19 protein-coding genes and 1 pseudogene are annotated in these 20,537 nt (G+C 58.5%); 12 read left to right on the top strand and 8 right to left on the bottom strand.

Annotation, left to right across the window (positions count from 1 at the left end; genetic code table 11):
* Window positions 1–15: 15 nt before the first annotated feature.
* The 4 genes from rdgB to C666_RS09040 are packed head-to-tail and all read right to left on the bottom strand — an operon-like array spanning window position 16 to window position 3,237.
* On the bottom strand, window positions 16–621 hold the full coding sequence (gene rdgB / locus C666_RS09055; RefSeq protein ID WP_004337236.1) for an RdgB/HAM1 family non-canonical purine NTP pyrophosphatase: 606 nt from the start codon (window positions 619–621) through the stop codon (window positions 16–18).
* Between the two features lies 1 nt (window position 622).
* Window positions 623–1,345: a ribonuclease PH gene (rph, locus tag C666_RS09050; protein WP_004337234.1), complete on the bottom strand. Its 723-nt coding sequence runs from the start codon at window positions 1,343–1,345 to the stop codon at window positions 623–625.
* A 9-nt stretch (window positions 1,346–1,354) separates the two neighbouring features.
* Window positions 1,355–2,269, bottom strand: coding sequence for a PP2C family protein-serine/threonine phosphatase (locus tag C666_RS09045; protein WP_004337232.1), 915 nt, complete (start codon window positions 2,267–2,269; stop codon window positions 1,355–1,357).
* An 11-nt stretch (window positions 2,270–2,280) separates the two neighbouring features.
* Window positions 2,281–3,237 carry a serine/threonine protein kinase gene (locus C666_RS09040; protein ID WP_004337231.1) on the bottom strand — a complete coding sequence of 319 codons (957 nt, stop codon included), beginning with the start codon at window positions 3,235–3,237 and terminating at the stop codon, window positions 2,281–2,283.
* Between the two features lie 92 nt (window positions 3,238–3,329).
* On the opposite strand from C666_RS09040, the gene C666_RS09035 reads away from it, so the two are divergent.
* The 12 genes and pseudogenes from C666_RS09035 to C666_RS20435 all read left to right on the top strand — a co-directional run bounded on the left by C666_RS09035 (window position 3,330) and on the right by C666_RS20435 (window position 15,300).
* Window positions 3,330–4,196 carry a YicC/YloC family endoribonuclease gene (locus tag C666_RS09035; RefSeq protein WP_004337228.1) on the top strand — a complete coding sequence of 289 codons (867 nt, stop codon included), beginning with the start codon at window positions 3,330–3,332 and terminating at the stop codon, window positions 4,194–4,196.
* A 211-nt stretch (window positions 4,197–4,407) separates the two neighbouring features.
* The gene (locus C666_RS09030) at window positions 4,408–5,679 is read left to right on the top strand and encodes a tyrosine-type recombinase/integrase (protein WP_004337226.1); all 1,272 of its coding nucleotides are present in this window, start codon (window positions 4,408–4,410) and stop codon (window positions 5,677–5,679) included.
* Between the two features lie 168 nt (window positions 5,680–5,847).
* Window positions 5,848–6,045, top strand: coding sequence for a hypothetical protein (locus C666_RS09025; protein ID WP_004337222.1), 198 nt, complete (start codon window positions 5,848–5,850; stop codon window positions 6,043–6,045).
* A gap of 99 nt (window positions 6,046–6,144) precedes the next feature.
* Window positions 6,145–6,612: a helix-turn-helix domain-containing protein gene (locus tag C666_RS09020; protein ID WP_004337220.1), complete on the top strand. Its 468-nt coding sequence runs from the start codon at window positions 6,145–6,147 to the stop codon at window positions 6,610–6,612.
* Window positions 6,609–7,190, top strand: coding sequence for a PIN domain-containing protein (locus C666_RS09015; RefSeq protein ID WP_004337218.1), 582 nt, complete (start codon window positions 6,609–6,611; stop codon window positions 7,188–7,190). The genes C666_RS09020 and C666_RS09015 overlap by 4 nt, the downstream gene beginning before the upstream one ends.
* Window positions 7,142–7,327: pseudogene (locus C666_RS19765) on the top strand (transposase domain-containing protein); the annotation flags it as partial. The gene C666_RS09015 and the pseudogene C666_RS19765, both read left to right, overlap by 49 nt.
* Window positions 7,328–7,436: 109 nt before the next feature.
* The gene (locus tag C666_RS09010) at window positions 7,437–9,560 is read left to right on the top strand and encodes a DNA phosphorothioation system restriction enzyme (protein WP_028792272.1); all 2,124 of its coding nucleotides are present in this window, start codon (window positions 7,437–7,439) and stop codon (window positions 9,558–9,560) included.
* A 340-nt stretch (window positions 9,561–9,900) separates the two neighbouring features.
* Window positions 9,901–11,709, top strand: a complete 1,809-nt coding sequence (locus C666_RS19760) for a DUF262 domain-containing protein (protein WP_081593411.1) — start codon at window positions 9,901–9,903, stop codon at window positions 11,707–11,709.
* Between the two features lie 13 nt (window positions 11,710–11,722).
* Entirely contained in the window at window positions 11,723–11,899 is a 177-nt protein-coding gene (locus C666_RS20440) for a hypothetical protein (RefSeq protein WP_154666201.1), read from the top strand.
* Window positions 11,896–13,977: an AAA family ATPase gene (locus tag C666_RS09005; protein WP_004337211.1), complete on the top strand. Its 2,082-nt coding sequence runs from the start codon at window positions 11,896–11,898 to the stop codon at window positions 13,975–13,977. The genes C666_RS20440 and C666_RS09005 overlap by 4 nt, the downstream gene beginning before the upstream one ends.
* The gene (locus C666_RS09000) at window positions 13,974–14,411 is read left to right on the top strand and encodes a DNA phosphorothioation-associated protein 4 (protein ID WP_004337210.1); all 438 of its coding nucleotides are present in this window, start codon (window positions 13,974–13,976) and stop codon (window positions 14,409–14,411) included. Before C666_RS09005 ends, C666_RS09000 begins: the two co-directional genes overlap by 4 nt.
* Before the next feature lie 10 nt (window positions 14,412–14,421).
* On the top strand, window positions 14,422–15,300 hold the full coding sequence (locus C666_RS20435) for a phosphorothioated DNA-binding restriction endonuclease (RefSeq protein WP_004337208.1): 879 nt from the start codon (window positions 14,422–14,424) through the stop codon (window positions 15,298–15,300).
* 1 nt (window position 15,301) lies between these two features.
* Here the strand turns inward: C666_RS20435 and dndE are convergent, their stop codons facing one another.
* From dndE to dndB, 4 genes are read right to left on the bottom strand one after another with little or no spacing between them, the layout of a single operon-like run.
* Window positions 15,302–15,694 (bottom strand): DNA sulfur modification protein DndE, encoded by a 393-nt coding sequence (dndE, locus tag C666_RS19755; protein WP_004337203.1) that lies wholly within the window; start codon window positions 15,692–15,694, stop codon window positions 15,302–15,304.
* A complete protein-coding gene (gene dndD, locus C666_RS08990; RefSeq protein ID WP_004337201.1) occupies window positions 15,691–17,667 on the bottom strand; it encodes a DNA sulfur modification protein DndD in 1,977 nt (658 codons plus the stop codon). The genes dndE and dndD overlap by 4 nt, the downstream gene beginning before the upstream one ends.
* A complete protein-coding gene (dndC, locus tag C666_RS19320; RefSeq protein ID WP_081593410.1) occupies window positions 17,664–19,283 on the bottom strand; it encodes a DNA phosphorothioation system sulfurtransferase DndC in 1,620 nt (539 codons plus the stop codon). Before dndC ends, dndD begins: the two co-directional genes overlap by 4 nt.
* Window positions 19,284–19,323: 40 nt before the next feature.
* Entirely contained in the window at window positions 19,324–20,397 is a 1,074-nt protein-coding gene (gene dndB, locus C666_RS08980) for a DNA sulfur modification protein DndB (RefSeq protein ID WP_004337195.1), read from the bottom strand.
* Between the last annotated feature and the right edge of the window lie 140 nt (window positions 20,398–20,537).

The following is a 20,537-nucleotide window of genomic DNA, read 5'->3' as shown; positions in this document are numbered from 1 at the left end:
GGGGGGGGGGGGGGATTACAGCGGGTGCGCTTCGAGGCGCGCGAGCAGGTGGCGCATGGCCGCGCCGCGGTGGCTGAGCGTGTTCTTGAGCGCAGCGTCGAGTTCGGCGGCGGTTTGTTCCAGTTCGGGCAGCCAGAACAGCGGGTCGTAGCCGAAGCCGCCCTCGCCGCGCGCGGCTGGCAGGATCTGGCCGTGCCATTCGCCGTCGGCGATCAGCGGCTGCGGATCGTCGGCATGGCGCACCAGCACCACGACCGAGCAGAAATAGGCGCCGCGCCGTTCGGGTTCGGGAAAGGCGGCCAGTTCTTCCAGCAGCAAGGCGTTGTTGCGCGCATCGGATTTCGGCTCGCCGGCGAAGCGGGCGGACTGCACGCCGGGCGCGCCGCCGAGCGCCGCGACGCACAGGCCGGAGTCGTCGGCGACAGCCGGCAGGCCAGTGGCCGCCGCGGCGTGGCGGGCCTTGGCGAGCGCGTTTTCGACGAAGGTGGGGTGGGGCTCCTCGGCCTCGCCCACGCCCAGCGCGCTTTGCGGAATGATCTCGATGCCCAGCGGCGCGAGCAGGGCCTGCATCTCGGTCGCCTTCTTGGCGTTGTTGCTCGCCAGTACCAGTCGTTTGCTCATGTCAGGCTTCTCCACGCACGGCGGTGTGTTGCAGTTCGACCAGGCGGCGGATGCCGCCGTCGGCGAGGTCGAGCAGGGCGTCGAGCTCGGCGCGCGAGAAGGCCGCCCCCTCGGCCGTGCCCTGCACCTCGATGAGGCCGCCGCCTTCGGTCATGACCACGTTCATGTCGGTGTCGCAGTCGGAATCTTCAGCGTAGTCCAGATCGAGCACTGGCGTGCCCCGATGGATGCCGACCGATACCGCGGCGACGAATTCGCGCATCGGGCTGTGCGCCAGCCTGCCCGCGGCGACGAGGCCGGCGAGGGCGTCGTGCACCGCGACGCAGGCGCCGGTGATCGAGGCGGTGCGCGTGCCGCCATCGGCCTGCAGGACGTCGCAGTCGATGATGATCTGGCGCTCGCCCAGCGCGGAAAGGTCCACCACCGCGCGCAGGCTGCGGCCGATCAGGCGCTGGATTTCCTGCGTGCGGCCGCTTTGCTTGCCCTTGGCCGCCTCGCGCGCGCCGCGCGTATGGGTGGCGCGCGGCAGCATGCCGTATTCGGCGGTGAGCCAGCCCTGGCCCTTGCCGCGCAGGAAGCCCGGCACGCTGTCCTCGACGCTGGCGGTGCACAGCACGCGGGTGGCGCCGAATTCGACCAGCACCGAGCCTTCGGCGTGGCAGGTAAAGCCGCGGGTGAGGCGGATGGGGCGGAGTTCGTCGGGCTGGCGCTGGCTGGGTCGCATGAGCTTGTCCTATCGTTTGTCGAATTTGTGGATGGCGGCGTTGATCTCGCGGATGGCGCGTTCGATCTCGTCCTCGTCGAGGTCGACGAGCCGGCCGGTGCCGCGGCTGGACAGATCCATCTCGGTGGCGAAGTCGTCGAGCGCCATCGTCTGCGTCGAAATGGCATCGGGCTGCGCCGCACCCGGGTCGTCATGCCAGCACATCGCCACCAGCGACAGGTTGTCCGCCTTGTCGCCGCCGTGGTATTCGGCCTGGCCCAGCAGGCGGGGAACCGCCTGGGCGGGCGGGGTGCCGTGCAGCCCGAGCAGGATGGCGTCGTCGCCGAGCGGGCCCCACAGGCCGTCGCTGCACAGCGCGATGATGTCGCCGTCCTGAAGTTTGCAGGGCGCCGAGTAGTCGATCTGCGGCGAATGCGTGCCGCCCAGGCAGGAATAGATGCGGTTGCGCCCCGGGTGGGTGGCCGCATCGGCGGGGCGGATGATGCCCTGCTCGATGAGCAACTGCACGCGCGAATGGTCGCGCGTCTGCTGGTGGATGCTGCCGCGGCGCAGCAGGTAGAGGCGCGAATCGCCCGCGTGCGCCCACCAGGCCGTGCCGTTCTGCACCACGCAGGCGACGATCGTCGTGCGTGGCGCCTCGGTCAGGTGGCGGTCGAAGCTGTCGTCGACGATGGCGTGGTGCGCGCCGCTCAGCGCGCGCGACAGAAAGTAGGCCGGATCGGGCAGCGTGGGCTGGGCATCGCGCTGGAAGGCGTGGGTAATGTACTGCGCGGCGATGTGGGCGGCCAGCTCGCCGTGCTGGTGCCCGCCCATGCCGTCGGCGACGAGCATCAGCAGCGCGTCGCGCGAGTAGCAGTAGGCGATGCGGTCCTGATTGGACAGGCGCCCGCCGATGCGGCTTTCCTGGTAGATGGTGAATCGCATGCTGGGCTCCTTCAGCCTCGGCCGATGAAGGCCCTGAGCCGGCTGCCGAGGTCGGTGAACCAGCGCGTGTGCGGCGTGGCCTCGGACGTGGCGGTGGCTTTCTGCACCAGCGCCTTCTGCAGGGCGTATACGCTCTGCGGGCGGGCCAGCGGGTCGAGCTGCAGGCACCAGTCCACCAGGCCCAGCAACTGGGCGCTGTAGCGGTCCGTGTGGGTCTTGCTGACCGGACGCAGCGTGTCCTGCTTGACACGCTCGTCCGCGCGCGGTGGCGCATTGCCGGTGATGCAGGCATGCAGCGCGGCGCCGACGCTGTAGACGTCGCTCCAGGGGCCGAGCTGGTCGCGCCGGTCGTACTGTTCGGGCGAAGCGAATCCGGGGGTGTACATCGGCTTCAGGATCGGCTGGTCGGTCATCAGCGTCTGGCGCGAGGCGCCGAAATCGAGCAGCACGGGTGTTCCGTCGGCGCGCAGATAGATGTTGGAAGGCTTGATGTCCAGGTGCAGCAGCTTGTGCGCATGCACCTCGCGCAGGCCGTTGAGCATGCGCACGAACACCGTGCGGATGAAGGACTCCTTCAGCGTGCCGCGATGCTTCTGGATGATGTCGTGCAGCGTGCGGCCGCGTTCGAACTGCATCACCATGTACACGGTGCCGTTGGCGCGGAAGAAGTTGAGCACGCGGACCACGTTGGGATGCATCAGCTTGGCCAGCGAGCGTCCTTCTTCGAAGAAGCACTTCATGCCGTAGCGGAAGGCGGGCAGATGCTCGTCCGACACCTGCGGCTCGATCTCGCCGTCCTTGCGCAGCGCGAGCGAGTTGGGCAGGTATTCCTTGATCGCCACCGGCGTGCCGAGTTCGTCGTGCGCCAGGTACACGATCGAGAACCCGCCCAGCGACAGCTGGCGGTCGATGCGGTACTGGTCGAGCTGAAAGCCTGCGGGCAGCGCGCAGTTGGCTTGAGGCGGCATCTTCGTGGGCGCTAGAATCCGGACTTTCCCAGCCTCTTTCCTGAGTGGGACCCGCAGTGTAATGCATCGCGCCGGGTTCCCGGAGACCCCCGATGATTCAAAGCATGACCGGCTTCGCGGTCCAGACCCGCGACCTGGGCACCATCAGCCTGCACCTCGAACTGCGCAGCGTGAATTCGCGCTATCTCGACCTCGGCTTCCGCATCGGCGACGACCTGCGCCAGGCCGAACCGGCGATCCGCGAGCGCATCAGCGCCCGGCTCGGGCGCGGCAAGGTCGAATGCCGCCTGAACCTGCAGGCCGGCCACGGCGCCCCGCGCGGCCTGGCGCTGAACGGCGCGCTCGCCGACCAGCTCGCCGAAGCGCAGGCCACGCTGCGCGCGCGCTTCCCGGACGCAGCGCCGCTGTCGGTGAACGAACTGCTGCGCTGGCCCGGCATGCTCGCCGACGACAGCCTCGGCTTCGACGAACTGCTGCCGCACATCCGCGCACTGGCCGACGCCGCGCTGGACGAACTCGTCGCCACCCGCCAGCGCGAAGGCGAAAAACTGGCCGACGCCATCCGCGAGCGTGTCGCCCGCATGCGCGAACTGGTCGCCACCGCCTCTCCGCGCATGCCCGCCATCGTCACCGAATACCAGGACCGCCTCACCGCCAAGCTGCGCGACGCCGTCTCCAGCCTGGACGAAGATCGCATCCGCCAGGAAGTCGCCCTCTACGCCCAGCGCATCGACGTGGCGGAAGAACTGACTCGCCTCAGCACCCACCTCGACGAAGTCGAACGCATCCTGAAAGCCCCCGGCGCCGCCGGCAAGCGGCTGGATTTCCTGATGCAGGAATTGAATCGGGAGGCGAACACGCTGGCGTCGAAATCGCCTGCGACCGACATCACGGGTATTGCAATGGAGATGAAGGTGTTGATCGAGCAGATGCGGGAGCAGGTGCAGAACATCGAGTGAGGTTTCAGGGTGGTTCACGCTATCCCAAAGACCCCTTGAAAATCAGTTGATTAGGGTGGTTTTTGGGGTCATGACGTAGCAGGCGGTTTCAGCGTAGCGCACGCTTTCTGTGGGGTAAATTGTGGGGGAAATCTTATGCCCCGCGATTTGCGGGCCCCGGCCCGGATTTTTCCCCCACAGTTTCTTCGTGAATCGCTGTGGAGACCGCGCCATGACTGAGATTGAACACATCACCGACAAGACGCTACGTGCCTGGTTGAGCAGGGGGCCGGCGGACCGCGGCATCGGTGGCGGACTGACTTTTGTTGCTACTTCCGTCGGCGCTCCGAAGGGGTATGCATCCTGGATTCTGCGCTACCGCTTCGGTGGAATGAGCCGGGAGAAGGTGCTCGGCCGCTATCCTGACCTGTCGCTCAAGGATGCCCGCGAACTGGCTCGCCAGGACCGGGCGCGCATCCAGCAGGGGGTGGATGTCGCCGCCGAGAAACGCGCCGAACGGCTCAAGGCCCGGGAGCGGACCGACGTGGCGGACTTGGCGCAAGCCTGGTACGACCGCCACATCGCCAAGACCTACAAGCATCCCGAGGTCGTGCTGCGCATCATCCGCCGGCACATCAATCCGGTGATCGGCAAACTGGCTGTGACGGAGGTGCGGCCGCTGCACATCGACAGGGTGCTCACCCGCATCCTCGATGCCGGCGCGCCTACGGTGGCCAACGACGCGCTGCGCTACCTCTTCCGCATGTTCCACTTTGCTGTGAAGCGCCGGTGGATCGAGGCCAATCCCGCCGCCGGCTTCGAGATCTCCGACGCGGGCGGCACCGAGCCTGCCCGGCAGCGCTGGCTGAACCGTGACGAACTCGCGGCACTGGCCAAGGCCATGCGCGACACCCCGAACTTCGGCCGGGAAAACGAGCTGGCGGTCTGGCTGCTGCTTGCGCTGTGCGTGCGCAAGATGGAACTGCTGTCGGCGAAGTGGACGGAGTTCGACCTGGTGCGCGGCGTGTGGTCGCTGCATCCTTCCCGCACCAAGACGAGCCAACCCATCGACATCCCGCTGGTGCCCCAAGTGCTGAAGTGGCTGGAGGAGGTGAAGGTGTTCGCGTGCAACAGCGAATACCTGTTCCCCGCCCGCCGGCGGATCCACATGAAGGGCGGCGTGGCGAGGCGGAACCGCTTCGGCCACGTCAGCCCCGACACCCTGAACGTCGCGCTGCGCCGCCTGCCGCTGGACGGCATGGCGCACTTCACCGTGCACGACATGCGGCGCACGGCCCGCACGCACATGGCCGCGCTGGGCGTGGACCGCTTCGTCGCCGAACGGGCGTTGAACCATAAGCTGCGCGATGTGGAGGGCGTGTACAACCAGTACGACTACTTCGAGGAACGCAAGGTGGCCTTGGAACGGTGGGCGCAACTGCTTGATGCGACGGTGCGCTCGCGGAACGGTGACGGCATCGCCTCCGGGCAAGCGTCAGAGTAATGGCGCTTACTGGCCAAGAACCGGCCTGAAGGCCAGAAAAGCGACCCTTGGCCTGGCTATCGCCGACGAAATCCTCTAGACCTTGGGCCAGCGCCGACATCTGCCCAAGGTCGAAGCCCGCCGCAAGCGGCTGGCATGAGGCTGATGGGGACGTCAAGGAGAACCTCCATGCTTCGAACTGCTCAAGGAACGCTGCGTTTCACCCGGCACGAAGTCGATGAGTTCCGCTCGCTTGGCATCGACGTGAGCCATGTGCGTACGGAGGACGAGTTTGCGGATGCCGTGCGTGACTGGCTCGATCTCATTGCCGAAGAACGCCCCGAACTGTTCGACAAAATTACCCGGGCCATCATTTCGCGCGACTGACGTGGCTGTGAAGACCGCTACTGATCTGTTTCGTTTATTGCGATTTTCGTTTGTTTCGAATATGGTGTCGACACCGTTCCCCCAATGCAGGAAAGCCACATGTCTACCGTCGCCCTGTCCAACGTGTCGCTGCCGGTCGAGCGCGAGGTTCAGGCTGCCGTGGAAGGCCAGCGTGCCTTGGCCGCCTTCCTGGCCACACGCCTCGAAACGCAGCAGATCCAGATCTTCGATGACAAGAACCAGGCCCACCGGGTGGAACTGCCCACGTCCGCGCTACGCCTGCTGGTGGACATTCTGGCCGAACTCGCCGAGGGCAATGCCGTCAAGGTGGTGCCGGTCCATGCCGAACTCACGACGCAAGAGGCCGCCGACATGCTCAATGTCTCCCGGCCGCACCTGGTCAAGCTGCTCGAAGAAGGCGCGCTGCCTTTCCACAAGGCCGGCAAGCACCGCCGTGTCCGCTTTGCCGATCTGATGCGGTTCAAGGCCCAGCGTGAGCAGACCAGCGAAGACGCGATGGCGGCGCTGGCGAAGCAGGCCCAGGAGTTGGGCATGGGCTACGAATGAGGCAGTCGCCGTTCACGGCCGTCTACGACGCATGCGTGCTATACCCGGCGCCGTTGCGGGATTTCCTCATGTGGCTCGGCCTGTCAGGCCGCTTCCGGGCGCGGTGGAGTCCGCAGATCCACGAAGAATGGAAGCACAACCTGCTGGCCAAGCGGCCTGACCTGAGCCGCGAACAGATCGACCGCACATCGGCCCTGATGGATCAGGCGATCCCGGATGGCTTGGTCACGGACCACGAAGACCTCATCGCCGGGTTGACCCTGCCGGATCCCGGCGACCGTCACGTGCTTGCCGCAGCGATCCGCTGCAGCGCCAGCGCCAGCGTCATCGTGACCTCCAACGAGAAGGATTTCCCGCAAGCCGCTCTTGCGCCCTATGGCATCGAGGCGCAGCACCCCGACCTGTTTGTCGACAACCTGTTCGACCTCGACCCGGCGGCGGTTGTCGCGGCAGCACAGAAACAGCGGGCGCAGTTGAAGCATCCGCCGCTCGACGTGGACCGCTACCTCGACGTGCTTCTACGCCAAGGGCTGGTCCAGACCGTCAAGGCGCTCTCGACCTATCGGGCCATCCTCTGACTCAGTCTGCGCGGCTGAATGGGCACGGACCCTTTGCATATCTGAAGGATGTGTGTCTCAGCCGTCAGCCTACTCAGCCCCATAGCCGGATTGGGGAACTGTTGCCACACCGCTGGGAACCGAGCTCCGGCGCCTGAGAAAACCCGAAAATTGCGGTATGCTCGTTACAAATTAAACCGAGCTTGATCTTCGCAGCGCATACCGACACAAGGGGTTGCCCGTCTGTCTTTCGGGCGCTCGTTTTTCATGGCACGCACACTATCTGAGCTTCCTCTTAAGCTTTCGTACCGCACCGGGCGCGACGATCTTGTCCGCGACCTCTTCGTACCGTGCCTTGAGCATTCCGTCCTGTATCGGCGGGCAGCAGGCTATTTCACCAGTGCCGGACTCGCGCTGGCTTCTCGTGGCATTGCGAGTCTCGCCTCGCGCGGCGGGAAGATGCGCCTCGTAGTGTCCCCGTACCTCGAGCCGGACGACGTAGCAGCCCTGCAAGCTGCCGCAGACAAGCCCATCACTGTTCTTCGAGCAATCGCTTCGCGAAGCCTCGCCGACATCGAAGACGCATTGATCAAGGACCGGCTCAATGCCCTGGCCTGGCTGGCCGCCAGCGGACAACTCGAGATCAAGATTGCCCTGCGCCTGGATGAGAAGGGTGGCTACAGCCGAGGTCTATACCACGAGAAGATCGGAGTCTTCACCGACTCCGCAGACAACAACGTCAGCTTCTCGGGGTCATCGAACGAAACCGCCGGCGGTCTCATCGAGAACTTCGAAAGCGTCGAAGTTTTCTGTTCCTGGAAGGACGGCGAAGGTCGCGTTCAGTCAAAGATCGATGACTTCGAAGCGCTCTGGGCCGATTCGACTCGCGGCCTCCAAGTGCTCGAATTTTCTGCCGTCAGCCGCGAACTGCTTGAACGTTATCGAGATCCCGAGCGCCCCCCGGCAGGCATGAACCGACACGTTGCCAAAGAGCCGGCTTCGAAGAGCCCATTTGCCCCGCCCGATGGTTTCCAGCTACGGCCTTATCAGGCGGATGCCATCCGCGCATGGAGCAAGGCGGGAGGAAGAGGCATCTTTGCCATGGCGACAGGCTCGGGCAAGACGCTTACAGCCTTGACGCTCGCCAGCAAGGTTGCGGAAAAGAACAAACCACTGGCGCTGCTCATCGTCTGCCCCTACATCAACCTGTGCAAGCAGTGGATGCGCGAGATTGCTGCGTTTGGAATACAGCCGATACCTTGTTTCGAAGGGCGTGACCGTTGGCAGGCACAACTGGAAGAGGGGTACCAGCAGATGGGTGTTGGTATGTCCAGCGTGATGGCTGTGGTGACAACCAACGCCACCTACATGAGTGAGGCATTCCAAGCGCGCCTGCGGCCCAGGGTGGCGTCCGGATCTGTTCATCATTTGCTTATCGCTGACGAAGTTCACAACCTGGGCGCCCAGCGGATCAAGGATGTTCTCCTCGATGGCATAAACATGCGCCTTGGTCTGTCAGCCACGCCAGAACGGCACCACGACCCTATCGGTACCTCAGTGGTGCTCAATTACTTTGGGGGCATTGTCTTCGAGTATTCGCTGACACAAGCGATCACTGATGGACGCCTCTGCAACTATCGCTACCATCCGATACCGGTTGAGCTCACAGACGAAGAGACCGAAATCTACGAGGAGATCACGGCCAAGCTCGCAAAGCTTTTCCCCGGGCGAGACGTGGACGATGACATCGAGAAGGCGGCGATGAGCTTACTGATAAAGCGGGCTCGCTTGCTGGGTGGCGCGGTCAACAAGCTCTGCGCCCTTGATCAGATCATTGCCGAGATGCCGGAAAAACCGACAAAGGCGATCTTCTATTGCGGCGACGGTAGAACGACCGACGCCATCACTGACGAAGAAATCCGTCAGATCCAGGCCGTCTCCAGACTGCTCGGCGAAAAGCACGGTCTGCGGGTCCGCAACTTCACCTTTCGGGAAACTGCTCAGGAGAGAGAAGAGATCCTTCGCGACCTGAGCAGCGGCTTTCTGGATGGTGTCGTCGCCATCCGCTGCCTGGACGAGGGCATCGATTTGCCCGAGCTGCGAATGGGTTTCCTTCTGGCGAGTTCCACCAACCCGCGCCAATTCATCCAGCGCCGTGGGCGTCTGCTTCGCAACGCCCCGGGGAAGAACCGCGCCATCATTTACGACTTTTTCGTTAGCCCACCTGATCTGGGCGGTAAACTCGATGACTCAGCCTTCAACATGGAACGTAGCTTTTTCCAGAAAGAATTGACTCGCATCGTAGAATTCTGCCGTATGGCAGAGAATGGGCCAGAAGCCCTGCATCATCTTCATGGACTAAGGCTTAAGTACAACCTGTTATCGACCTGATTCGCTATGACAAAGACGAAACATGATCGGGATCTCCTGAAGCGTTTGCAAGAGCTTGAGCTAGAGAATGCTCGCCTCCGCGCTGTGGCCGGCGCATAAAAGCCGAAACTCATCGTGACGGAAGGGGAGTACAAAGGGTTTCCGATCCTCACGTTTGAGGGTTTAGTCCGCAGGTTCTCTCTCGGGCTAGCAAAGCTTAGAGCCATGAAAGATGGCCTGGACGCACATCGAGGAGTTCCTGGAACGCCAAAGGAAGGCGGCAGATGATGACGATATCAAAATCTGACCAAAAGCGACTTGTCTAAAAACTAAAGAATATTTGAGGAGTAGTCTCAGCCAAATGGCAACTTTAATTGTGCCGAAATCTCTGGTGAGCGGCGATGCATTAAGCGCGAGTGGACTGCTGAGGTTGAAGCACAGCGTTCCCGCCTATCAAAGGGACTACGTCTGGACCCCCAAAACTGTCGAGCAGCTATGGGACGACTTGATAGAGCATTACAGGCGGTACTCAGTTGATGAGCAGCTACCGAATCCGGAAGGCTATTTCTTGGGCGCCATGGTTGTTGTACTAGACAACGTCAGTGGAAAATTTGAAGTCGTTGACGGGCAGCAGCGGCTAACCTCCTTGTCAACGATTATCTCGATTCTCTTTGACTATCTCGGGAAGTTAAACGTGCCTGAGCCTCATCGCTCAGGGTATGAACAAGTGGCACGTGAGTGTTTGGGCCAATTCGTCGGTGCAGCCTGGGAGACGAACCTAAGCTTTAGCAACAATGAAATAGAAACCTTCTTTCTCAATAGTTGCCTGATAAGCAAGACACGCTCTGAAAAGGAGACGTACTGGGAAACTGAATGGTGTAGGTCAAAACTGTCCAAGAAGAAATCCGCGATCTATCGATTGTATGAAGCAATTGAGTCGGGCTACGGGAAACTGGATAGTTTTATCAATGAGCTCGGAGATGACGCACGAAAGAAGAACCGTCTTGTATCTCTGTTCAGGCTTGTGACTGAATGTGTGGTCGTTCTGCGGATCAGTGCGCAGTCTCATACAAATGCGTATGCCATATTTGAGTCTCTTAATAATAGAGGGATTAGGCTGTCCCAAGCAGATCTTATAAAGAACGAGTTGCTGAAGGTTGCCCTGCCGGCTGAGCGTGAGGAGATTATTGAAAACTGGTCAGATGCACGGCAGCACGTAGATTCGTCCGCGATTCTAGGTCTCCCCGATCTTCTCCACTTTTCGTACTTGTCGCGCCATGGCAAGGTAAAAGCGAATGACTTGTATGAAAACGTAAAAGCCTACGTTGCAAGCGCAAGTGGCTTGGCTCTTAGCTACTCGAGAGAGCTGGCTGAAGATGCTGCAGCGTTCGACGCGCTTACCGAGAACTACGACTCAAAGTGGAGCCCAGATACACACTCCATGCTAAACGATATTAAGAATGTCCTCGGTATTAAACTTTGCTACCCATATTTGTTGGCTGCTTTCAGAAAACACTCGAAAGATAAGGAAAGGCTGGAGAGCCACGTTCGCCTAGTAATGAATTTTGCTTTTCGTTTTTTAAAAGTTATGGATGGCTCGGTGGAGGTTCTAGCGACTGCAGTGAGTGAGGCGTCTCTCCTGGTGAATCAGGGTAGGTCGGCTGTAGAGGTGGCAAATCAAGTCTTTAGGAAGCATGCTCCGGACGTCCAGTTCTTGACAATGCTAGAAACAGCTTCTTTCCCGAGTACCAAACTGGCTTATTTCGCGGTTTACTATATAGAAAAGACAATGATGAAAGGCAGCGTTCCGCTACCGCATGGGGTGGAGCAGAATTTGGAGCACATTATGCCCCGAACGCCAACCAAGAAGGATTGGCCCGCTATAGTAGAGGCTAAAGAGAGGGACTCAGAGCTATTCAAGGACTACCTATGGCGAATTGGAAATTTGTTGCCGTTGCCAGAGACAATCAATAAATCCATTAAGAATAAAGGAATTGGCTACAAAATCGGTAATGGTACTGGAAATGAATACACCGCCGCAGCGTTAGCGTTGGTGTCTCCCAAAGAGGTTTCTAAATATTTGGTGGATGGTGAGTGGACCTACGAAAGTATTGAAATGCGCCAGCGAGACTTGGTCACGAGTTTCGCAGTTCAGGCGTGGTCTTTATAGAAGGGTGTGAGAAATGTCCAAATCTGAAAAACGATTGACTCGTGCTCAAGAAATTTTCAAAGCAGCGCAGCCTGAATATCAAGCGCTCATTCGTGATGTGCTCAAAGAAGAGCGAGATGTCATGCACCTCAGGCGGCGTAGCGACATCCATCAACGCCTGTATGACCATATCAAGCGGATTATCAAATGATTCTTGAGCGACTGGTTATTGAGAACTTTCGCCAGTTCAAGGGGCGGCAGGAGATCGTCTTTTCGGATTTACGCGATCGTAACGTGACGATTGTTCACGCGGAGAACGGCTTCGGAAAGACCACTTTACTTAAGGCACTGCTTTGGGTGCTTTACGGCAAGGATGGCCTCAAGGATGACTTCGAGAAGCCTGACAGTATCTTGCACGAGGGACTGGCGTATCGTGCCGAGGATCCGAGCGCAGTAGCCGCTACGGTTGAACTCACGTTCAAGCACGACAACGACCGCTACATCCTGACGCGGCAGCTCTCTCTAGCACAACAGAGGCTGGACGCTGGCAAAACAAGTCTATCGCTCGTGGTGATGAAGGATGGCCAGACGTTCTCACGCGAGCGGCCGCAACAACGCATCCAGGCGATTGTGCCGGACGGCATCAGTGGCTTCCTGTTCTTTAACGGCGAGCGCATCAATTATCTTGCCGAAGAGCGGAACAGCGCTCAGGTCACCGAAGCCATTCACCAGATGCTCGGACTGAAGTTGTTGCGTACGACGATCGACGATCTGCGTCACCAGAATGTTCGAGGCAAGTTGCGCAGTGAACAAAAAGAGTCCACCAGTGAGGAGAAGCGAGAGCTGATTGAGCGGTTAGCGGGCTTGGAAACCGAAGCCACTAAGCTTGCGGGCGAGCGGACGCAAACGCAAGGTAATCTCAGCGCGATTGCGGCAGAGCTTGAAACGGTAGACGCAAAGCTTGCCGCTAACCAGAAGGCTCACGAGCTCCAGAACAAGCGAATTAGGCTCACCAAGGAACGCGACGAGTTGATAGGTAGGCGCGATGAAGTGGCGCGACGCCTAGCTAAACTCATAGCGGACGATGGCTATACGCTCTTTACTTCGGGACTCATAAAGCGCGGCCAAGAAATCGTTGCCAGGCTTCGCAGTGAGGGGAAGATCCCCGCGCGGGTACTGAATACATTTTTGCAGGAGTTGATCGACAGCGGCAAGTGCATCTGTAAAAGACATCTTGGAGATGGTACACCCGAGCGCGAGGCCGTCGAGAGTCTGCTGACAATTGCAGGCGATCAGGACTTTAACAACGCGGTGGGAGCCCTTGATCATGCGATTGGCCTGATCGAAGGTCTAATTGGCACGACGCAGACTCAGCTACAGCAGCTAAATACTGAGCGTTTGGAATTGCTGAGGGACATCCGGGAACGCGACGAGGAGATCGAAGAGATCCATCAGCAGCTCGGTGGCAAAGATGACGAAGAAGTCCAACAGCTGGAAGAGAAACGCAAGTCGCTACAGCTGGAGCGTGACGCGCAGAACTCGGCGCTTGGTCGCATCGACGGTCAAATTGAAGCGACAAAAGAGGCAATTTCGGCACTTGAAAATCAGATTCGCCAAATCGCGGACAAGGAAGAGGCGGCAGCCAAGGCCCAGCGTCGGGTGGATGCAGTCGAGGACTGTGCCGAAATTCTTGACAATATTTTGAAGGCTGAAACGGAAGATTTGCGGCCGTTGCTGAATGATGAAATCGACAGCCACTTCCGCAAAATTATGGCCAAGGATTACTGGGCCGAGCTTACCGAAAACTACACATTGCGCATTCGAAAGCGCGTTGCGGGCAGCGACGGTGACGAAACGGAGATCGATGCTGCGTTGAGCACGGGTGAGCGTACCGTTACCTCGCTGGTGTTCATCGCCAGTTTGGTCGCCTTGGCTAAGCGGCGTTCAGAGATCCCGACGATTCTCAGAGATCTGGCGGGCTCCGCTTATCCCGTGGTGATTGATTCGCCCTTTGGGTCGCTTAGTATTTTCAGGGATGGCGTGGCACGGAACATTCCTGAGCTTGCGCCACAGGTGTTGTTGCTGGTCAGCCCGGAGCAATACAACGGGCAGGTGGAGCGTGCTTTAAATGAAACCGGGCGTGTGGGTAAGCGTTACTACCTGGCCTATCACGGTCCCACGATGCCGGAGCGTGCCAATCCGGAACTCGTGGTGAACGGACAGGCTATTCAGCAATATTTCCCTGGTAAGAATGAGGAGTACACGGCGATTAAGGAGTTGGAGCTATGAGACGAATTCAGCGTGACGTTTGCCACGAAGACTTTATTAAGAGGCTTACGTCGTCGGATGGAGCGATTTTCAAGGAAATGTGGCGCGTCCTGCTCTTCGCGGCAGCTTTAGGAATCAGGGATGGTAAGCGGCGCCCTCTTGAAAAGGTCGATAGTGGAAAAGCGATGCCTGAGAACTACTTCAGCACGCCCGGGTGGAGGGGGTTCCTCTATCTAATTGAGGTTGCCGACAGTGGGGATAGTGCGTGTCTGCATGGCACGGAAGAAGCTCAAGATGGCTTGATTACCACTTTCGAAGAATACGCAAACTACGGTTTGCATGTTCTTTCAGAACGTCTGGGCGCGTCGGCATCGCCTCTGGATGAACTGATTTCCTTGTTGCTCGAGGCTTCGAAAAGCGGGACGCCTGCGCCCATCATTGACGACTTGATCTAGGGCTAGGGAAATGACCACGAGTGCTCATTTCCTCACCAGGCTTGATCAAATTCTGGTGTACAAGAAAGGGGATCAGCGGGCCCCACATAAGCCACTCTATCTTCTCTTGTGTATAGCTTCCCTTCAGCAGGGGTTGCCTCGGCTTCGAAAGTTTGATGAGGTTTCTCAGGTCCTAGCGGAAGCGCTCTGCCGATTCGGACCAAGAGTTGCGACTGTACATCCTGAGTATCCATTTTGGAGGCTTCAGCATGATGGGCTTGCAGTGGTGGAGGCGGATGGCCCTCTCGACCAACGGGCAAGCAATGATGACCCAAAGGTAAGTTCGCTCCGAATCCAGAACGCGCGTGGTGGCCTAACTGAACCTGATTACAAGCTCTTGTTAGGCGACCTCGAGCTTCAGTCGATTGCCGTGCACAAACTGTTGGACGCCCATTTCCCGGCGAGCATTCACGATGAGGTTCTTCGATTTTTCAATCTAGTCCTCAGCGATCCGCATTCCAGAGATAATTATACAGAACGTGACTTCCGAGAGTCCGTTCTTGCCGCCTATCGCAATACCTGTGCATTGACAGGGTATTCACTGCGATTTGGCGATGCCTACGTTGGCCTTGAGGCCGCACATCTCTGCTGGCCGCAGGTTGGCGGCAATGACTCGGTTTCCAACGGGGTGGCCATGACCACCCTTCACAGGAAGCTGTTCCACCTCGGTATGTTCGGGATTAACGAAAACTACGAGATTCACGTCTCAAGTCAGTTGCAGGAAAATACGAAGAAAGGGCTTAACCTCGGGGGGCTGCATGGAAGGAAAATTGAGCTTCCCAGAGAACCTGAGAATTACCCGAGTCAGAAGAACCTGAAGTGGCACGCCAAGTGGGTGTTTCGCGGTTAGTTTATCTGTCAATTCCGAGCCAACGTGTGGCAAGATCCGAAAGCGTTCTTGTCTCCTTGCCTGATGCAAGATAGGAAAGTCCGCGGTGAAGATGGGCACGAAGGCACGCCGCCACGCCATCTGCGCCTTCAGGAAATCCATCCTTCTGTGCGCGCAGCCAGCAAAGAGCGGAGTAGATGTCGCCATGCTCACCCGAAAACACCTTCCAAGTCATTTCAACCCCGCCGTCAAGCTTCTCGGTTGTCTGTAAAGGTGCGGTCTTCTCACGCAAAGAGACGCAAAACGCCCATCGACACAGTACGTTCCAATGTTCAATACCGGTCTGCCTGCGCAGTTTGATAAGCTGTTCCCTGCCTTGGCGGCTGATTCTGATAGTCTCGACAGGTGCGCTCATTTGTTGAAATACCCCGATTCAATGGTCGTTTGCCCTGCTTGCTCGTTGTGAGCAAGAAGGTAGGTGCGGGTGGTGTAAGGCTTGATGGAGTCGTAGTACTTGCCCACGATCTCTTCGTCCGTCGAAAGCAGCAGAACCTGATGCGAGGCATTCGGGAAATAGCGCTCCACCAGATGCTTTCGATGGGATGAGTCGAGCCGACCCAGCGGCGTATCGATGATGGTAGGAACCGGGCGGCCGGAAGCACGAGCCAGTCCCCAGAGCATGGAAGTGGCCAAGAGCTGGCGCTCACCGGCGGAGAGCCGCTCTATCGGCAGCGCCTTGCCGTCACGTCCAGTCAAGGTAGGCTCAAATGTGGCGGGGTTAATACTCAAGCCGGTTACCAAGTCATTTTTACGCAGGAGGTTCTGGAAAGACTCAAGCATGAGCGCTTCCATGCGGGTGATGTGGTTACGTACAACACTTGAGCGGAGCTTGGTGAGTGTATCTCGCACTTTGTTCGAGTGTTTGAGCATGCGCTGCCGGTCGTCATCTGCGAAGCGTGCGTCGATATCATGCTCACTCAGTTTGTTCAATTTGTTTTCAACCGCCTCCCGTTGCGTTTTCAGAGCCCTGATGTTTAGTCGCACGGCTTCCAGTTCTGCGAGCTTGGCTTGGTGCGCGGCGTGTGCTTGGTCAAGTGCGGTTTGAAGGTTTGCGATGCGATCCTCCGTGGGGATACGTTCGATTTCTCCTTCTTGACGTGCGATATTCTCTTCGACAGCAGCGAGTTTGCTTACGAGGTTTTGCGCTTGCTCTTCCGCTGTTGGTAAGACGGTCGCTCGTAGGTGAGCGATGTGTAGGGCTAGATCTTCGTCTGCATCCAGTAGTAAGGGCTCTTGAGCGAGGCCGATGCGGTTCGTCCGGTCAGTGCGCAGGGTCTGGTCAATTCTTTTGAGCAGAGCTGGTGTAATCGACTCTCGGTGTAAGGTGGCGACAAGCTCATCGTCGCGCGCTTCGAGTGCGTCAATTAGCACACGTGCGCGGCGAATATCGTTCTCGTGGCGTGATTGTTGCTCCGCCTCGCGCAACAGGCTATCGACCATCAGGAAGGGGAGTGGGCCGGCGACAAGCTCGCGCAGCTGGCCTTCGAGCGCATCCCTTTCAGCTTTGAATTTGAGGAGGCTGGCGTCGAGTTCCTGGCGACGCAAGAAGAGCTCGCCGCCCTCAGCTCGAAACCTGTCCTCCGCTTGCCGAAGTTCTTTGCCTAGGCGACCGGCTTCGTTTACCAGGGCACCTTCCTGCATGAGTGCCTGCTCTTGAGCGACGTCGATATGTTTGAGTTCTCCACGAACCTGGTTCAACTTATGGGCAGTTTCGGGATCGAGTCCCTCAGCTCTCTTACGGCGCTCGAAAGACTTGAGGTCCGTTTCCAGCCGATCGACGAGATCGAGCCCGAGCAGGGAATGAACCGCTGTTCCCAGAATTTCCGCTGCATGGCCGCCTTCAGCCAGTTCCTTGACCTGCTCGCCGTCGAAGAAGAATAGGTGGGAAATACCGCTCGGTAGGTAGGCTTCGATCGCCTCATCCCAGTGGTCGGTGAACACATCATCGAGCTTACCGTCACGCCGGACGCGAACGGTTTCTTCGATACCCTTAACGCCCTCGCGCCAAGACCGCTGCAATTCAAAATTGCGGGTTTCGCCTTCCATCATTCGACGGAACCGAAGTGTGATACTTGCGCCTTCTCCAGGATCGCTTCCTCTATGAATACTCTGGCGGAGGTATTCTCGGTAGCTGAGACGGTTACGGTTCGATAGCTTTGCTTTGGCGCCATAGAATGCCAACTGGATGGCGTCGAGCAGTGTTGTCTTGCCACCACCGTTCATGCCACCAAAGAGAATGATGGGCTTGCCTTCCTCGGGGGTAAGTGTTGCCTCTTGGTACCCGCCGTAGGCGCCAAAGTTCTCGATTGCGATGGAGACTAGAATCATCTCCGCGGCCCCGCATCTTCGGTTTCGATAGCCATGCGGCCTTCACGCTCGTCGCTTCTGCGTTTTCGTTCATCTGCAAGTGCTTGCGCACGCGCCAACGCGTCTTCTTTGTCGTCATAGAAATGGCGTGCAAAGGCTTTTTCAAGTTTTTCGTTGAGTTTGGCGCGGCGACCACTCGAGCGTTGCTGCAAAGTCAGGCTAAGGAGCTCGCGAGTGAGTTCGTAATGAAGCCGGTCCCCTTCGCACAAGTTCGCCAGTTCGCGCATCTCCGACTCGCCTAGCACGAGATTGTCATCGAGTGGCCGGCCAGGATACGGTTCGCCCGTAGCTTCCAAATAGATGCGCGGCAAGGTGTCCTCAAGCTCGTGTTTGTCCATCACCCAGATACGGCGAATCTCTTGGAGCTCCTCAATGGAAATTAGGTTGAGGTTACGAACATCTTCGGGACCGTTACGACGAATGTATGTTTGCGCAGCAAGCAGCTTTGTTAACCAATTAGCCCGGGATTCTTGAGTATAAGGACCCGGAACAGGCTTTCCGCCAGACATCAACTGAACTGAACCCGTCAAGCGGCGAAAATCACGCAGGTGGTGATCAGAGAACTCCTCCCCGTCGATGCTGTTGTTTCGAAAGTCGAGTGCATTACGCAGGTCGAGAAGAGGCATCATCCAGTCCTTTTCCGCGTCGTTCTGAATCATCGCGGTCATGGACTTATCTTTCTCAACCAACGTGCAAACCCAGCAACCGAAGCGCGAATCTCCGCAGCTTGGACTTGAGCTATCTACCACCAGCGGGCATTCGCCATCAGCAGAAGCGCCCGCATACATGCCCATAAGTTCCTTATTGCTCGCTCCCCAAGGATTCTTGATGTTGTTGAGATAAAACCATATGTCATCGCTTGTCCAGTCTTCAACGGGTGTATAGATCATGCAGCCGGGCAGAGTTGCACTAGGACTCAGACGATCGCGAACGCGGAAACGGGAATTCTTTTCGAGTACTCTCGCTCGGGCAATACTTTCTTCCTTGCGCGCTCCAATACACAGAATAGCTTCACCATTATCGGTAACGATTTGGCTGATGAAGCGATTGGACGGACGAATCTTAAGCCGCTCGGTACACCAGCGAAATTTTGGTCTGGGAGCTGGGTAACCACGTCCAATTAGGTTCACCCAAAAAGACTCCGCTACCTCGGGTCGGAGGAGCCGAGGTTTGACCGGAACTTTTCGTTCATGAGCGGCTTGCCCCATGACGGACATAGAACGATCCACCCAGGCGGCGACAATCGGGTTCTCAACCAAAGTGTCGGTCGAGATGACGTGCACTGTTTTTTTCCGCTTCTCTTTGGGGAGACCCGCGACAGCTGACCAGACAAGCTGAAGCGTAGCTGTCGAATCCTTGCCGCCCGAATAACCAATGATCCATGGCACGTCGTCTGCCGTGTACAGGGCGCGGATCTCGTCCTCCAGCTGGGCGATGGTCGCTTGAAAACCAAGCGCACTAAATGCTGAGGGGCGTTTCGTCTGCTGAGCCTGCGGTGAGGAAGTAGAAGGCTGTATCGGGATAATTCTGGGCGGCTCGGTAGTCTGTGTCTGGGGGGGTACTGCTTGATTGGCCATGGTATGAACTCAGTGTGATATTGGACGCCGTCTTTGACGTTCACCTGCCATGCGCTGTTTCGACTCTCAGCTGTTCGCTATCTAGGGGAACTGAAAGCGCCTTCTTGATGACGTTGGTGGTGAGAATGACATTGGTAGTAACTTTCGAGATCCTTCCGCCGATCATCGCGCGTCCTTCCCATAGCTTTGTGTTGCCTCGCGACCAATCTATTTTCTGCAGTGACTCGAGCCGCTTCTTCCAATCTTTTGGGTGATTTTTGAGGAGTGTATTTCCCGCTAGTCCCAAAGCTTGTAGGGCGATCCCGTGAGAGTGGATGTAGCCCTCGCGTACCTCACTTGCGGGCAGGCGTCCCTCGAGCACCTGCCTCCATGCTGGAAAGCGCTCGGCCACAGCCTCCCAGTAGGTACGTGCCGTATTTGCATCTTCGGTAAGGTCACCGGTCGCGAGTCCGTTGATGAGGTCAGCACACGCGTTGTGAAAGGCGGAGAGCGTGAACAGCTTGCGCGAGCGCTTGGCGAGTGAGGACTTCTCCATGTCGACGATGTCTCGGAAGAAGTCCGATTTCATGACGACGAGCTTCGCTAGGCGTGCCTTGTCATTACGGTGGTCATAGAGCAGGCCAAGGGAACGGCTCGGTCGGATTGCGTGCCGGTTGAGGTCGGCAAACATCTGTTGGCAGCGCTCCAGCCCGATATCGAGGAAGAACACGACGGCAATTGTCTCGTGCCCGAGCTCGGGGCGCTGTTCGAGCGCTTCGATGATCGCCGCACGCCGGTGCTGACCGTCGTTGATGATGAAGCGCGCGTCCATTGGCACCCGCAGTAGGCCGAGCTTGTCCTGTCCGGGGAGTGGCTCGAAGGCGACGTCCGAATCGATCGAGACGGTGAGGGCCGAAAAGACGTAGTCGTCTGGGTTGTCCAGCATGTAGCCGGAGATCTCTGGGATACGCGCCTTGTTCAGGGTGCGCTGTGCGCGCAGCTCGGGCGGCAGCTCGTCTTCGTCAAAGATCGAGATTTGACGGAGCATGCGCAGCGACCACATCGCCACGTAGTATTCGCGCCGCGCTTGAAGCCCACGGATGACGGGGAAGGTAAGTGTCGGCTGGGTTTCCATCGGTCGCGTCTGGATGTGCTGTACGGATGAATCGCGGGGGCGTTAAACTTCGATTTCGGATGCGCGCTGGGTATGACTAAAGTTTACACAGTGTTTGTGAAACGAACAAGATTTGACATACAAAGAGGACTCACTTGAAT

Source organism: Thauera linaloolentis 47Lol = DSM 12138, assembly GCF_000310205.1.
Taxonomy (GTDB): domain Bacteria; phylum Pseudomonadota; class Gammaproteobacteria; order Burkholderiales; family Rhodocyclaceae; genus Thauera; species Thauera linaloolentis.
The sequence above is the reverse complement of the archived record's forward strand: the minus strand, read 5'-3'. Positions and strand labels throughout refer to the sequence as shown.

Bases quoted from the DNA above. Each gene is read 5' to 3' on its own strand.
- C666_RS09000 (WP_004337210.1), top strand. From the start codon at position 13,974: ATGAGACGAATTCAGCGTGACGTTTGCCACGAAGACTTTATTAAGAGG.
- dndD (WP_004337201.1), bottom strand. From the start codon at position 17,667: ATGATTCTAGTCTCCATCGCAATCGAGAACTTTGGCGCCTACGGCGGG.
- C666_RS09045 (WP_004337232.1), bottom strand. From the start codon at position 2,269: ATGCGATTCACCATCTACCAGGAAAGCCGCATCGGCGGGCGCCTGTCC.
- C666_RS09030 (WP_004337226.1), top strand. From the start codon at position 4,408: ATGACTGAGATTGAACACATCACCGACAAGACGCTACGTGCCTGGTTG.
- dndB (WP_004337195.1), bottom strand. From the start codon at position 20,397: ATGGAAACCCAGCCGACACTTACCTTCCCCGTCATCCGTGGGCTTCAA.
- dndC (WP_081593410.1), bottom strand. From the start codon at position 19,283: ATGGCCAATCAAGCAGTACCCCCCCAGACACAGACTACCGAGCCGCCC.
- C666_RS20440 (WP_154666201.1), top strand. From the start codon at position 11,723: ATGTCCAAATCTGAAAAACGATTGACTCGTGCTCAAGAAATTTTCAAA.
- C666_RS09035 (WP_004337228.1), top strand. From the start codon at position 3,330: ATGATTCAAAGCATGACCGGCTTCGCGGTCCAGACCCGCGACCTGGGC.
- rph (WP_004337234.1), bottom strand. From the start codon at position 1,345: ATGCGACCCAGCCAGCGCCAGCCCGACGAACTCCGCCCCATCCGCCTC.
- C666_RS09020 (WP_004337220.1), top strand. From the start codon at position 6,145: ATGTCTACCGTCGCCCTGTCCAACGTGTCGCTGCCGGTCGAGCGCGAG.
- rdgB (WP_004337236.1), bottom strand. From the start codon at position 621: ATGAGCAAACGACTGGTACTGGCGAGCAACAACGCCAAGAAGGCGACC.
- dndE (WP_004337203.1), bottom strand. From the start codon at position 15,694: ATGAGCGCACCTGTCGAGACTATCAGAATCAGCCGCCAAGGCAGGGAA.
- C666_RS19760 (WP_081593411.1), top strand. From the start codon at position 9,901: ATGGCAACTTTAATTGTGCCGAAATCTCTGGTGAGCGGCGATGCATTA.
- C666_RS20435 (WP_004337208.1), top strand. From the start codon at position 14,422: ATGACCACGAGTGCTCATTTCCTCACCAGGCTTGATCAAATTCTGGTG.
- C666_RS09005 (WP_004337211.1), top strand. From the start codon at position 11,896: ATGATTCTTGAGCGACTGGTTATTGAGAACTTTCGCCAGTTCAAGGGG.
- C666_RS09040 (WP_004337231.1), bottom strand. From the start codon at position 3,237: ATGCCGCCTCAAGCCAACTGCGCGCTGCCCGCAGGCTTTCAGCTCGAC.
- C666_RS09015 (WP_004337218.1), top strand. From the start codon at position 6,609: ATGAGGCAGTCGCCGTTCACGGCCGTCTACGACGCATGCGTGCTATAC.
- C666_RS09025 (WP_004337222.1), top strand. From the start codon at position 5,848: ATGCTTCGAACTGCTCAAGGAACGCTGCGTTTCACCCGGCACGAAGTC.
- C666_RS09010 (WP_028792272.1), top strand. From the start codon at position 7,437: ATGGCACGCACACTATCTGAGCTTCCTCTTAAGCTTTCGTACCGCACC.